This is a genomic window from Shinella sp. 1A1, from assembly GCF_055379515.1.
Map to the genome: position 1 here is coordinate 3,264,159 of NZ_AP039671.1, position 13,431 is coordinate 3,277,589.

Consider the following 13,431-nt stretch of genomic DNA (forward strand, 5'->3'; position numbering starts at 1 on the left):
CATGACCGGCGTGGTGGCCAGCGAGGCGGCAGCGGAGATCGAGAAGCTTCTCGGTCTCCATCCCAAGGGGTTCGATCTTTCGCTGGACCGCATCACGCGGCTTCTCACCGTGCTCGGTAATCCGCACCTGAAGCTGCCGCCGGTCATCCATGTCGCCGGCACTAACGGCAAGGGCTCGGTCACGGCCTTCTGCCGTTCGATCCTCGAGGCCGAGGGCCTTTCCGTCCACGTCCACACCTCGCCCCATCTCGTCAACTGGCACGAGCGCTATCGCCTCGGCGTCAAGGGCGGGCGCGGCCGCTTCGTCGAAGACGCCGTCCTTGCCGATGCGGTGCGCCGCGTCGCAGAGGCCAATGGCGGCGAGAAGATCACTGTCTTCGAAATCCTGACGGCCGTCACCTTCCTGCTGTTTTCCGAGCATCCGGCGGATGTCGCGATCATCGAGGTCGGCCTCGGCGGTCGCTTCGACGCGACCAATGTCATTCAGCATCCCGCCGTCTCGGTCATCATGCCGATCTCGCTCGACCACCAGGCCTATCTTGGCGACCGCGTCGAACTGATCGCCGCCGAGAAGGCCGGCATCATGAAGCGCGGCGCGCCCGTCGTCATCGGCTTCCAGAGCGAGGAAGCGGCCCGCGACGTGCTGATCGAGACCGCCGAGCGGCTCGGCTGCCCCTATGCCGTCTACGGCCAGGATTTCATGGCACATGAGGAATATGGCCGCCTCGTCTACCAGGACGAGTTCGGCCTCGCCGACCTGCCGTTGCCGCGCCTGCCGGGCCGCCACCAATATGCCAATGCCGCCGCCGCCATCCGCGCCGTCAAGGCGGCGGGCCTTGCGGTGTCGGAGCATGCCATGGAAATCGGCCTCGCCCGCGTCGAATGGCCGGGCCGCCTCCAGCGGTTGCCGGATGGCGCGCTGCTTCGGCTCGCCCCGCGCGGCAGCGAGATCTGGGTCGACGGCGGCCACAATCCCGGCGCCGGCCAGGTGATTTCCGAGACCATGGCGAATTTCGAGGAGCGCGAGGCGCGCCCGCTGTTCCTCGTCACCGGCATGATCAACACGAAGGACCCGGTCGGCTATTTCGAGCCTTTCGGCGGCCTCGCCGAGCGCGTCTTCACGGTGCCGATCCGCGGCTCCGATGCCGGTCTCGACCCGGTCTCGCTCGCCGATGACGCCGCCCGCGCCGGCCTCGACGCCGCGCCGCTCTCGACGGTCGCAGAGGCGCTCGCCGAAATCGCCCGCATCACCGCGGAGGACTCCGTCCCCCCGCGCATCCTCATCGGCGGCTCGCTCTATCTCGTCGGCGATGTCCTCGCCGACAACGGCACGCCGCCGGCCTGAAGCAATCCTGCAGAAATGCGTGGCGCCAGGCGTCAGCCAGCGCGGAACGCTCGAAAGGGCCGATAAATGCGGTCCCTCTCCTGCCGCATGGATCCTCGGGTCAAGGCCGAGGATTACGCTCGCCAAAAAATAAGCCCGGCACGAAGGCCGGGCTTGATCTTGTCCAATCGCGGTCCGTTCAGGCGGCGCTGGAAATCCATGAGGAGAGGGCCGTCTTCGGCGCGGCGCCGACCTTGATGTCGGCGACTTCACCGCCCTTGAACAGGGCGAGCGTCGGAATGGAGCGTACGCCGTACTGGGCGGCGAGTTCCGGGTTCTCGTCGATGTTCAGCTTGGCGACCTTCACCTTGCCGGCGAGTTCCGAGGAAATCTCCTCGAGCGCGGGCGCGATCATCTTGCAGGGGCCGCACCATTCGGCCCAGAAATCGACGACGACCGGCTCTGCGGAATTGAGGACTTCGGCCTGGAAATTGGACTGGTCGACTTTGACGGTAGCCATGAGGCTCTCCTTGAATGGTGATCGTTGCATAAGATGTGATGCTGCCTGCCGCCGGTTTCAAGGCCGGCCGGGCGGCGGATCGTCCTTTCCGGTATCTCACTTCGAGGCAAGTTCGGCAAGGCTCGCCTCCATGCGGGCGGCATCCAGCCAATAGGTTTTTGCCGCTTCTGTATAGATCAGCCCGCAGCGGATTTCCCGGCCGGGATAGAGCGGGGCAAGGATCGCGCGGTAGATCGCAAGCTGCGCCCGGTGCTCGAACGGAACCTCGTCCAGCGAGCCCGGCGGCACGCGGTTCGTCTTAAAATCGACGATCTCGACCGCGCTTTCCGTCACCGCCATGCGGTCGATGCGCCCCGAGACGGCATAGTCCCGGCTGCCGAGCGCCAGCGTACCCATGATCGACACTTCCGCCCGCGCCGCGGGCGAAAAGATCGCGGCAAGGCTTTCGTCATCGATGACGGCCAGCGCCGCCGCGATGAGCGAGGCCCGCGCGCTTTCCGGCCAGTTCGCCGCCGCCCGTTCCAGGTAACGCCGCGCCGCCGCCGCGCGCTCCATAGGTTCGAAGGCGGGCAGGACTTGCAGGAAGCGGTGCAGGATGCGCCCGCGCTCCAGTGCGAGTCCGGCCCCGGCCGTGCCGCCCTTCCGGCCGAACAGCGCCGAGGGCACCAGAAGGTCCGCCTTGTCCGTCTCGATCACCGCTGCCGCGCCGGAAGGGCTGAGCGGCCGCGGCAAGGATTTCTGCGGCGGCAGGGGGCGTCCCAGCGCCTCCGGCAACGCCGCCTGCGGCTTCTGCTCGGCTGCCGCCGCGATGACCTCGCCGACCGCCGCCGCCCCGGCTTCTCGCCAGGCGAGGCCCTGCCAGCTTTCGCTCGCGGTCGCGAAAGTGGCCTCCACGCAGCGCGCGTCATCGGCGGAGAGCGCGGCCGCGATCATCGGGTGCCAGGTATCCTTGTTCTCCTGCCGGCCGCGATAGCCGCAGACGACGAGCCGGTCGGCTGCGCGCGTCATCGCCACATAGAGCAGTCGGCGATATTCCTCCTCCGCCCCCGCCTTGATCCGTTCGGCATCGGCCTCGGTCATGGCATTGCCAAGGTCCTTCAGCGGCAGCCAGGCCGGTAGGCCGCCGGCAAGGCCGGGCGTCGCAAGGAAGCGTAGCTGCGGCATGTGGCTATGGCTGAAGGCCTTCGCCCCGCCGTCGACGAGGAAGACGACCGGCGCCTCCAGCCCCTTGGCGGCATGCACGGTCATGATACGGATCTCGCCGCGCGCCTTGTCCTGCTCGCGCTTGACGGTCGGCGCCTCCAGTTCCAGCGTCGAGACGAAGGCCTGCAGGCCCGGCAGGCCGTTATCCTCCTGCTCCAGCGCGAAGGTCAGGAATTCGTCGATGATCTCGCCCGCCTCCGCCCCGAGCCGCGCAAGGAAGGCCCGTCGCCCGCCGCCTGCGCCGAGGATGCGGGCATAGAAATCGTGCACGGACTGGCCGCGCGCATCGCGAATCGTACTCTCAAGCCGGCGAACGACCGCCGCCAGCCTCTCATCCGTCTCCGCCATGTCGCGAAGCCGCGCCCAGAGCGTCTGCTTTGCGCCGCGCCGGGCGGCAAGCTCGAACAGGGTCTCCTCGTCGAGCCCGAACAGCGGGCTCTTCAAGAGCGAGGCCAGCGAAAGATCGTCCTCCGGCAGCACGGCGAAGCGGCCGAGCGCCATCAGGTCCTGCACGGCGATATGCTTGGTCAGTACCAGCCGGTCCGCGCCGGCAACAGGCAGGTTGTGCCGCTGCTTGAGCGTGCGCGTCAGCGCGTTGACGAAGGCGTCGCGCTTGCGCACCAGCACGATCACGTCGCCGGCCTCCATCAGCCGCGCCTTGCCCTTTTCCGTGATGGTCTCGCGGCCGATCCAGCCGGCGAGCGTATCGGCGATGCGCCGGGCGAGCACGTTGATCGGCGCTTCCTCGGCGACGGCGTCGAAGGGCGCCGTCCAGTCCTCCTCGTCGAGCCCCGGCGGCGCGGCGATCACTTCCCAGATATCGACCGCCCCCGGCTCGCGCCCACGATTGGAGGCATGCACGATCTCGCCGCCGTCCGGCGTCAGCCCGCGCGCATTGGCGGGGTCGAGAAACACCCGGTCGACGGCCGAAAGCACGTCCCGAGTCGAGCGGAAGGAAAGCAGCAGCCGGATCGGGCTGAACGCCGCCTCCGCAACCTGCGTGCGGCGGGAGACCTCGCGCCCCTCCTCGGCGAACCGCTCCGGCCGCGCCCCCTGGAAGGAATAGATCGACTGCTTCTCGTCCCCCACGGCGAAGATCGTGCGCCCGGCGATCCGCGCCGTTTCGCCGGCGAAGAAATCGTCCGTCAGCGCCTTGACGATCTGCCATTGCCGCGGGCTGGTATCCTGCGCCTCGTCGACGAGGATATGGTCGATGCCCTGGTCGAGCTTGTAATGCACCCAGGCGCTCACCCGCTCGCGCGTCAGAAGCGATGCGGTGCGGTCGATCAGGTCGTCGAAATCGAGCAGGCTGCGTGCGCGCTTCAGGTCCTCGTAGTCACCGATCAGCCGCTCGGCGATGACGAGCGCGGCAAGCGTCGCCTCGTACATGCGCAAGCGCCGCAGCCGGTCGTCGCAGGCGATCACATGGGCCTGCGCGGCCTGTAGCGCTGCTTCAAGATGGGGCGCGCTGTCCTTTATCTTCTTAGAGAAGAACGAGCGCTCCAGGCTGCGTGGCGAGCCGGTGCCGGTGAAGAAGAGGTCGCGCAGCGCCGCCCGCCGCGCCTCGGCATCCGAAAGTCGCGCGATCCCGCGCAGCCCGGCAGCGGAAGCCTTCACCGTCTCGCTGCCGAGTGCTTCGGCAGCGGCGAGATAGCTTTCCAGCATCGCGCCCTGCAAGCCGTCGAGCGGCCAGAAGGCGGCGAGGATGTCTTCCGCCGTTTCATCCGGCGCCAGCCCGATCTCCCGGCGAAGCACCGCCTCCGCACCGCCGGCCTTTTCAGTGGCTTCGAGGAATTCGCGGATCGGCCCGCGGCTTGCGACGATGTCGGAGATCAGCTTTTCCAGCCCCGTATCGTCGGCGATGTCGAGCACGGTGGCGAAGGCGGCGGCGAGCGTCCGGTCGTCCTCGCTGGCCGTCGCAGTCAGGAGGGTCCGTCGCGCATCTGCCAGCAGCACGGCCGCCGCCCGGTCGTCAAGCACGGAAAAATGCCCTGCGACATTGGCTTCCAGCGGGAACTGGTGCAGCAGCGCCTCGCAGAAGGCGTGGATGGTCTGGATCTTCAAGCCGCCCGGCGTTTCGAGCGCGCGGGCGAAGAGCCGCCGCGCCTCGCCGAGCTTGAAGAGGTCCGGCCGCTCGCCCTCGATGGCCGCCACCCGCTCGGAGAGCGCCTCGTCGGAAAGCGTCGCCCATTCCGCCAGCCGCTCGAAGACGCGGTTCGACATTTCCGAGGCAGCTGCCTTGGTATAAGTGAGGCAGAGGATCGCCGAGGGGCGGCAGCCGGCGAGCAGCAGGCGGATGACGCGCTGCGTCAGCACATGCGTCTTGCCCGAGCCGGCATTGGCCGAGACCCAGGCCGAGCGGCGCGGATCGGAGGCTATCGCTTGTTTCTGCGTCGTCCAGTCCAGCCAGGCGGCGGGTTCGGTGGAGATGGGCCGGTCTTCCTCAAGCATCCTCGCCCTCCCCGCTGTTTTCGGCGGACGACCATTCGGCGACGCGCGCCAGATGGTCGTATTCCCCGCCATAGTCCCGTTCCTGTTCGGGGATCAGCCGCGAGGCGAAGCCGTAGCGCCCCGCGATCAGCCCCGTCAGCAGCTTCTCCAGCTCCGTCAGCGCTTCCTCGGCAAGGTCGGCCGCCGATTTCGGCGTCGCATTGGCGGATTTCGCATGCTCGTTGTTGACCTGCTCTTCCTTGAACCGTTCGCCGGGTTTGAGGCGGACATAAAGAAGGTTCGCCGGCTCGCGGATGCCGGGGCCACGAAACGCCCCGCGCTTGATCGCCGCCGCCTCAAGCGCGAGCTGCGGGTCGAGCAGCGCGCGCGCCACCTTCAGGGAAGGCGTGCTGCCGGTCTTGTAGTCGAGAAGATCGGCGCTGCCGTCCGGCAGGATATCGATGCGGTCGGCAATGCCGGTGAGCCGCACGCCGCTCAGCGCGAGATCGAGCGAGGCCGGCACTTCCGTCAGGCTTTCCCGCACGCTGCCTGCCCGCTTCAAGTGCCAGTCCACGAAGGCGCGGGCGACGGCGGCAAAGCGCGGCCGCCAGACGGCGTCGATATGCGGCGGCAGGGCGACCGCGTCGAACTCCTCCTTGAGAATCCGGCTTATCAGTGAAAGCGGCTCGCCGGTCGTCTCCTCCCGCACGAAACGGTCGACGATGCGGTGATAGAGCGAGCCGCGCTCGGCCGGACCGGGATCGAGATTGAACGGCGCGATGGGATCGAGCCGGAGGATATGCTGGGCATAGATCGCGTAGGGGTCGCGCCGCAGCCGGCCGATCTGGCTGAAGGAATATTTCCTCGGCTGCAACTCCGCCGGCGGCCGCGGCGCCGGGCGCGGGGCATTCGGCACCGGCGCGCTCCTGTCCACCGCATTCGCCCAGTCGATGAAGCTTTTGCCGCGCGCGCGCAGGTCGCCGGCCAGGGCGGGGCCGCCCACGGCGAGCAGCCGTTGCAGCCAGCGCGAGGCGACGGTGGGGGCGGTGCCGTTGCGCAGCGCCCGTGTCAGGATGAGTTTCGGCGCCCCGGCGGCCATTTGCAGGTCGTGGCCGAGCTGGCCGATGCGTCGTTCTGGCGGCTCCAGCCCGATCTCCACCTTCATGATGCGGGAGAGGAAGGCGTCGTTCGCCGCCTGTCCCGGCCAGGTGCCTTCGTTGAGCCCGCCGATCACGACGGTATCGACGCTCTGCAGGCGCGATTCCAGCGCGCCGAAGATGAAGACGCGCGGATGGCGCATGGAGCGCGGCTTGACGCTCTCGCTCGTCGCCAGCGCCTCGATGATATCGCACCATTGCGGCCCGTCGGCCTCGATCTGCCCGTCCGTCTCGATGACGCTTTTCAGGAGGTTCGCAAGGCTGTCGCCGGCCTCGTCCGACCAGAGCGCGGCGAGGTCGCCGCGCGCGTCCACAGCCACCGCCTCCAGCGCCCGCCCGGTCCGCTCCGCCCAGTCGGAGAGCGGCAGTTTCGAGGAGAAGCGCCGCCCTGTCCGGCTTTGCTGTACGAGGAGGCCGGTCAGCGGCTCGACGGCTTCGGCGATCCGGCGCGCGAGGTCACGAGCCAGCGGAAGGGCTTCCGCCGGCAGCGCTGTGCGCCAGAAGGGTGGGTGCCGATCCTCTGCCTGCTGCTTCATCGCGGCTTCCAGCAGCGGCTCCAGCGTGGAAATGTCGATCTCCGCCGTGCCGCCGCGCAGCGCCGTCAGCTCCAGCGCGGTCACGGCCGCGCGCATCTCGGTCTCGGCAAGGCCGAAGCGGGCGAGGGGATGTTTCAGCAGGGCGACGAGCGGCACAGGATCGCCGGGCCGCAGCGCCGCCTCGGTGAGGAGGCGCAGCAAGGTGCCCTGCGGCGTGGAGAGCAGCGGCGTGCCGGCCGAATCGTCCGCCTCGATGCCGAAGCGGGCGAGTTCCGCGGCGACGCGCCGGCCGAGCTTGCGGTCCGGCGTGATCAGTGCCGCCTGCGCCTCCTCGCTGTCCTCCAGCGCGAGCCGCAGCGCGATGGCGATGGCCAGCGCCTCCTCGCGCTCGTTCGCGGCTTCCACGAGCGACACGTCGCGGAACGCTTCCGCCATCCCGCCGGCATCGAGCGTGCCGCGGACCTCGCCCCACCCGGCCGTCGCCTGCGTCGGCAGGAAGGCGCTGGAGAGGATCTTCGTGCGGTATTCCAGCGTCTCGGCTGGCGTGCCCAGCGTTTCCACGTCGGCACGCGTGCAGCCCATGCGGGCGAGCAGCTGGTGGAGGCCGTATTGCGGATGGCTGCGGGAGGCGGCGTCCGGCTTCTGCGCACCGTCCTGCCGGCCGACCAGCATCCATTCCGTGTCCGACATGAAGCGGTCGAGCCCCGGCAGGATGACGACGCCGTTCGGCAGCTCTGCGACGGCGGCGATCAGCCCGGCCGTCGCCGGAATGGAGCCCGTCGAGCCGGCGATGATGACCGGGCCGCTGGGCGGCGAATGGCGATAGCGCTCCGTCTCGGCGTGGAGCGTCGCATTGCGCCGGAGGGATGGCGAAGAGCGGTTCAGCTCCGTCAGCCGCGCCGGCCAGAAATCGCTGGCGATCTTCAGGAATTCGGCGGTGAGCTGCCACCAGAGCGCATGGTTGGAAGTGTCGAGATTCTCCAGCGCCGACCAGTCGAGCTCCTCCGTCTCCATCGCGTCGATGATCTCGGCGAGGTTGCGGGCAAGCCACACGGCATCCGCCGGGCTGGCGGGGGCGACGAGTGGGCTGTCGGCATGGATGGAGGTGACGGCGGCCGGCAGCCGGTTGCGCCAGGCGAGGACGAGGCGGGCGAGTTCGAGAAGCCGCGTCGGGCCGGAAAGCGGCTCTGCCATGTCGAGAAGGGCGGGGGCCACCTCGTCGAAGAAGCCGCTGTCGTCGTCCGTCTCGCCGAGCGCCCGGATGGTGGGCAGGATGGCGGAGCGCCCGCCGAAGAGATCGACGAACTCCGAGCGGATGACGCGGGCCGAGCGCCGGGTCGGCACATAGATGGTGACGTCGGCCAGCGCCAGCGGATCGGCGGGATCGTAGGTGAAGCCGGGAACGAGCCGCCCGTCGACGAGGCTTTGCGCGACCGTCTTCAGGAAGGGCAGGCTCGCCGGGATCGAATAGATACGGCCGCCACCGCGCGTCGTCATGATTGCCTCCGGTTAGGAAGACCTGTGGCTGCGGCCCTCACGCCGCCGCCTCGCGGAAGGCGCCGATCACGGCCTCCGCCGCGCCGATGGCCTCGGGCGTGCCGACGGTGATCCAGTGGCCTTCCAGCATGATGCCGTGCAGCCGGCCCGTTTCTATGGCGCGGTCGAAATAGATGTTGAGGTTGAAGGCGTCGTCCGGCGCGTCGTCGAGCAGCGCCGGCATCAGCGCGAGGGCGCCGGCATAGACGACGGGCGTACCGCTGCCTTCCCGGTAGCGGGTGAGGCGGCCTTCCGTATCGAGCGAAAAGTCCTTCTTGCCGTTGTGCCCGGTCGTATCCTCCAGCTTCACGCAGAGCATGAGGATGTCCATGGTCTCGGGATCGAAGCTTTCCGCCAACCGCTGGAGATTGGTTTTCTGGCCGGGTTTCTCGCCGATCCAGAAGAGATCGGCGTTCATAACGAGCACGGGTTCGCGGCTGAGCAGCTTCAGACCCTTGGCAAGCCCGCCGCCGGAATTCATCAGCCGGTCCGTTTCGTCGGAAAGGACGATCTCCGGCACCGTCCGGCTGGCGAGATGCGTCGTCATCTGTTCGGCGAAGTGGTGCACGTTGACGACGGCGCGCTTAACGCCTGCTTCGGCCAGCGCATCCAGCCCGTAGTCGATCATCGGCTTGCCGGCGATCGGCACGAGCGGTTTCGGCATGGTGTCGGTGATGGGGCGCAGGCGCGTTCCAAGGCCGGCGGCCAGCACCATGGCGTTTTCGATCTTCATCGGGGCACTCGCGCTATGATTCGGTCGCGAGGATTCCAGCCTTTTCGCACCAGACGCGCAAGGGGGCGAGGTCGGGATGGGAAAGCGCCTGCGTCAGATAACGGAAGGTGCGCGGCATGTGGCGCATATAGGCAGGCTTGCCGTCGCGCTGCATCAGCCGCACCCAGATGCCGACCAGCTTGCAATTGCGCTGCGCCGCCATGACGTGCCAGTCGCGTGAGAAGCGCTGCCGGTCGAAGCCGCTCTGTTCCTCGCGCAGCGAGAGGTAGCGGGCAAGCATGCCGTCCGCCAAGTCATCGGGAATATCGACGCGGGCATCCTGCACCAGCGAGGCGACATCATAGGCCGAGGGGCCGATCATCGCGTCCTGGAAATCGATGATGCCGACCCGGTCGATGCCTGCCGCCTCCGGCCGCCAGATGATGTTCGGCGAATGGAAGTCGCGCAGCAGGAGATTGTGCTCGGCGGCCGAAAGGCTGGCGATCAGCCCGTCCCATATGGCGATGTACTCTTGGCGCTCATTCTCGCTCGCCGGCGTGCCCCGTTTCCAGGGCAGGTACCAGTCGGTAAGGAGGCTCACCTCGATCTGCATGGCGTCCCGGTCGAAATCCGGCACGGTATGGACGATGCTATCGGCAACCGGAAGATCGCGCGCAAAAACTTGCCTGTGCATATGCGCGAGGCAGGCGGCGCTCTCCAGATAGCGCTCCGCGATCGGCGCGCCCTCCGCATCGAGAACGCCCTCACTGCCGAGATCCTCGATCAGGAGGATGCCCTGTTCGATATCCGTCTCGTAGATGGCGGGCGCGCGAAGGCCGCGGGAAACGAGGTAACGGCCGATTGCGATGAACGGCTTCACGTCCTCGGCGATATGGGCGATCTGCTGGTAATATTTGCCATGGGCGAGGATCGGGCCGGGCGTGTGGCGCGGCGCGTCCATGAGCACATAGCGCGTGCCGCCGGACGTGACATGTTCATAGGCGCGCACGGAGGCATCGCCCGTCAGGTGCCGGCGCGTCGCATCCCGGTAGCCGGCTTCGTCGAGGAAGGTGCGGATGGCGAGGGACCGCTCGATGCGGGCAAGCGCCGGTGCCGGGCCATCGATGACGACGCGCCGGCCCTCGCCTTCATGTGTGAAGGTCAGGGTGATGCCGTCGGCGGGCAGGGTGCCTTCGCCCTTTTCCGGCCATTCGACGAGGCAGATGCCGTCGGAAAGCGCCTCGTCGAAGCCGAGTTCGTCGATCTCGGCGGCATCCGCGATACGGTAGAGGTCGAAATGGGCGACGGGAAGCCTGAGGTCGTAGCTCTGCACCAGCGTGAAGGTCGGGCTCGGTACCTCCAGAAAGGCATCGTCCGCGATGGCGCGGATCACCGCGCGCGAAAAGGTCGACTTGCCGGCGCCGAGATCGCCGGAGAGCGCGACATAGTCGCCGCGCTTCAACGCAATCGCCATGTCCTCGCCGAAGCGGATGGTCGCGGCTTCGTCGGCAAGGAAGATGTCGAGCGCCATGCGCCTATTCCGCTGCCGCGAACGAGGTCATCGTCGCCGAGGGAATGCGCACGGTGACGTCCGTGCCGCGGCCCTCGTGGCTGTCGATCTTGACGGTGCCGTGGTGCAGGCTGACGAAGCTCTCCACGATGGAAAGGCCGAGGCCCGCGCCGCCGTGGCGGCCGTGGCTTTCGAAGCGGTTGAACACGGTCTTCAGCACGTCCTGCGGAATGCCCGGTCCCCGGTCGGAGACCATGAAGACGAGGTCGCTGCCCTCGCGCCAGCAGCGGAAGCCGATGGCACTGCCGGCCGGCGCGAAATTCGCGGCATTGCCGAGCAGCTTGATGAGGATCTGCTTGAGCCGCTGCTGGTCGGCGACGATGGTGCCGAGATTGTCGGGCGCGGTGATCTCCAGCGTCACCTGCGCGTCGTGCAGCCGGTCGGCGAACTGCATCGACACGTCGTCGATGAGGTCCGTCAGGTTGATCTCGGTATAGTCGAGCTCCATGATGCCGGCATCGACGGTCGCAAGGTCGAGGATGTCGTTGACGATGGTCAGCAGCACCGCCGAGGACGTCGCGATATGGTCGACATATTCGGCCTGCCGGTCGTTGAGGTCGCCCATGGTCGGCGTCTTCAGGAGGTCGGCGAAGCCGATGATATTGGTCAGCGGCGAGCGCAGTTCGTAGGAGACGTGCTGCACGAAATCGTTCTTCAGGGCATCCGCCTTGCGCAGCGCCTCGTTCTTCTCGGTCAGGGCGCGGCTGACGCGCACGCTGTCGGTGACGTTGACGAAGGTCAGCATCGTCTGGGCGTTGGAGAGCGGAATGACTGCGAAGTCGAGGATGAGGCCGGTGCGCAGCTCCAGCACGCCCTGGCAGGAGGGGCGCTCGTCGTCGAAGCTGGTGATGATGTGCGCGAAGCGCTTCCAGCCGTCCGGCTTGTCATAGGACGGTGCGCAGGCCTGCTCGATGGCGCGGATATGGGTGCCGGATTTCGCCTCGGCCTCGCTGATGCCCCACAGCGCCCGGAAGGCCGGGTTGGAGAGGCGGATGCGCCCGTCCGGGCTGAACACCGCGACGCCTTCGGCGAGGTGATCGATCGTCTCGTCCTGCACCTGCACCAGCGTGTTGTAGCGCGTCTCGAGATCGACCTTTTCCGTCAGGTTCTCGAAGACCCAGGTGGCGCCGCCCTGCGGACGGGCGGTGGCGAAGACGCGCAGCGTCTGGCCGTTCGGCAGATGCCAGAGATCGGTCTGCGTATCGATGGCGCGATAGACGGAAAGCGCGGTTTCCTTCCACTGTTTCCAGTTGAGCTGTTCCGGCAGCTTGCCTGCGGCGCGCAGGCGATCGAGCAGCTCGCCGTTGCCGGGCTTGCCTTCGAGGAAGGCCGTGTCGACCTCCCACATGGTCTGGAAGGCCTGGTTGTAGAATTGCAGGCGCTGGTCGCCGTCGAAGATCGCGACGGGCGTCGCGAGATGATCGAGCGTTTCGGCGTGGCTCTTCAGCGTGCGCGCCAGTTCCTCGCGCACCGCCTCGACATCGGAGACGTTGACGGCGATGCCGGCGGAGCCCGTCGCGCTGCGGGCGTCCACCACGTCGAAGAAGCTGCGGTTGCCGTGCACGACGGTCGAGACCTTGTCGCGGAACGGCGTGTCATAGGTGCTGGTGGCGCGGATCTTTTCGCGCGCGATGGTCGGCAGCAGCTCACGGCCTTCGGTGACCGCGCCCGCCGCGTCCCTGGCCTCCACGGCCTCGGCATAGGCTTCGTTCACCCAGGCGAGCGAGCCATCCGCGGCGCGCTGCCAGACGGGCAGGTCGATCTGGTCGAGCAGGCCCTGCAGGGTCGTCAGCGCGGCGACCAGCCGGTCGCGCTCCAGCTTCAGTTCGGCGGCTTCCGCGCGCAGATTGTTGAGCGCCACGAAGCGCACGAAGGCCTGCCCGCCGGAAACGCGGCCCTGCGCTTCCAGCACTTCCTCGCGGGTCGTTTCCACGACGAGGTCGAAGCTCTGGGCCTGCGAGCGCAGTTTTTCGACGGCGCGCTCGATCTCGCCGGCGGAGGCCGGCTTCAGCCAGCGGCCGAAGGCGAGGAAATCGCGGTCGGCCTGCGGCGCGCCGGTTTCCGGCGGCAACTGGCCCAGGAATTCCGGCTTGCCGGAAAGGCCGTCCCACATGACGATGCGGCGATTCTTGTCGCCGATCAGCGCCTGCAGGCGGGAAACGGTGTGGCGCGCATCGGAAAGGTGCGCGCGCAGCTCGCGGTGCTCGGCCTCCATGCGGCCGCGCTGGCGGATCATCCAGAGCGCCGAGATCATCGCTGCCGACAGGACGCCGAGCATCATGGATCCGGTGACGATTTCCGTGGTGGCGAGATGGCCGGCGGCATGCGCCGGGCCGGCAAGGGCAAGCGACGCCAGCGCCGAACCGGCCGCAAGGATGCGCCTGCCGCGGCTCGTCAACCAGCCGTTAACCATATTTGCATTTTGCGGCGCAAGCCTATGCGC

General features: G+C 67.9%; 7 protein-coding genes. 1 reads left to right on the forward strand and 6 read right to left on the reverse strand.

Annotated elements, in window-relative coordinates; genetic code table 11:
- Position 1: 1 nt before the first annotated feature.
- Positions 2-1,345, forward strand: coding sequence for a bifunctional folylpolyglutamate synthase/dihydrofolate synthase (locus tag ACZ48C_RS15910; RefSeq protein ID WP_464781696.1), 1,344 nt, complete (start codon positions 2-4; stop codon positions 1,343-1,345).
- Positions 1,346-1,523: 178 nt separating this feature from the next.
- On the opposite strand, the gene trxA is transcribed toward ACZ48C_RS15910, so the two are convergent.
- The 6 genes from trxA to ACZ48C_RS15940 form a co-directional block, all read right to left on the reverse strand.
- Positions 1,524-1,844 carry a thioredoxin gene (gene trxA, locus ACZ48C_RS15915; RefSeq protein ID WP_119257972.1) on the reverse strand — a complete coding sequence of 107 codons (321 nt, stop codon included), beginning with the start codon at positions 1,842-1,844 and terminating at the stop codon, positions 1,524-1,526.
- 96 nt (positions 1,845-1,940) lie between these two features.
- A complete protein-coding gene (gene addA, locus ACZ48C_RS15920; protein ID WP_464781697.1) occupies positions 1,941-5,498 on the reverse strand; it encodes a double-strand break repair helicase AddA in 3,558 nt (1,185 codons plus the stop codon).
- Positions 5,491-8,667: a double-strand break repair protein AddB gene (gene addB / locus ACZ48C_RS15925; protein ID WP_464781698.1), complete on the reverse strand. Its 3,177-nt coding sequence runs from the start codon at positions 8,665-8,667 to the stop codon at positions 5,491-5,493. The genes addA and addB overlap by 8 nt, the downstream gene beginning before the upstream one ends.
- A 37-nt stretch (positions 8,668-8,704) precedes the next feature.
- Complete coding sequence (locus ACZ48C_RS15930) at positions 8,705-9,439, reverse strand: nucleotidyltransferase family protein (protein WP_464781699.1); 735 nt, start codon at positions 9,437-9,439, stop codon at positions 8,705-8,707.
- Positions 9,440-9,452: 13 nt separating this feature from the next.
- Positions 9,453-10,949, reverse strand: a complete 1,497-nt coding sequence (gene tsaE, locus ACZ48C_RS15935; protein WP_464781700.1) for a tRNA (adenosine(37)-N6)-threonylcarbamoyltransferase complex ATPase subunit type 1 TsaE — start codon at positions 10,947-10,949, stop codon at positions 9,453-9,455.
- 4 nt (positions 10,950-10,953) lie between these two features.
- Positions 10,954-13,401 (reverse strand): sensor histidine kinase, encoded by a 2,448-nt coding sequence (locus ACZ48C_RS15940; RefSeq protein WP_464781701.1) that lies wholly within the window; start codon positions 13,399-13,401, stop codon positions 10,954-10,956.
- Between the last annotated feature and the right edge of the window lie 30 nt (positions 13,402-13,431).

Coding starts and splice junctions, on each gene's coding strand:
- ACZ48C_RS15910 (WP_464781696.1), top strand. CDS start 2: ATGACCGGCGTGGTGGCCAGCGAGGCGGCAGCGGAGATCGAGAAGCTT.
- trxA (WP_119257972.1), bottom strand. CDS start 1,844: ATGGCTACCGTCAAAGTCGACCAGTCCAATTTCCAGGCCGAAGTCCTC.
- addA (WP_464781697.1), bottom strand. CDS start 5,498: ATGCTTGAGGAAGACCGGCCCATCTCCACCGAACCCGCCGCCTGGCTG.
- addB (WP_464781698.1), bottom strand. CDS start 8,667: ATGACGACGCGCGGTGGCGGCCGTATCTATTCGATCCCGGCGAGCCTG.
- ACZ48C_RS15930 (WP_464781699.1), bottom strand. CDS start 9,439: ATGAAGATCGAAAACGCCATGGTGCTGGCCGCCGGCCTTGGAACGCGC.
- tsaE (WP_464781700.1), bottom strand. CDS start 10,949: ATGGCGCTCGACATCTTCCTTGCCGACGAAGCCGCGACCATCCGCTTC.
- ACZ48C_RS15940 (WP_464781701.1), bottom strand. CDS start 13,401: ATGGTTAACGGCTGGTTGACGAGCCGCGGCAGGCGCATCCTTGCGGCC.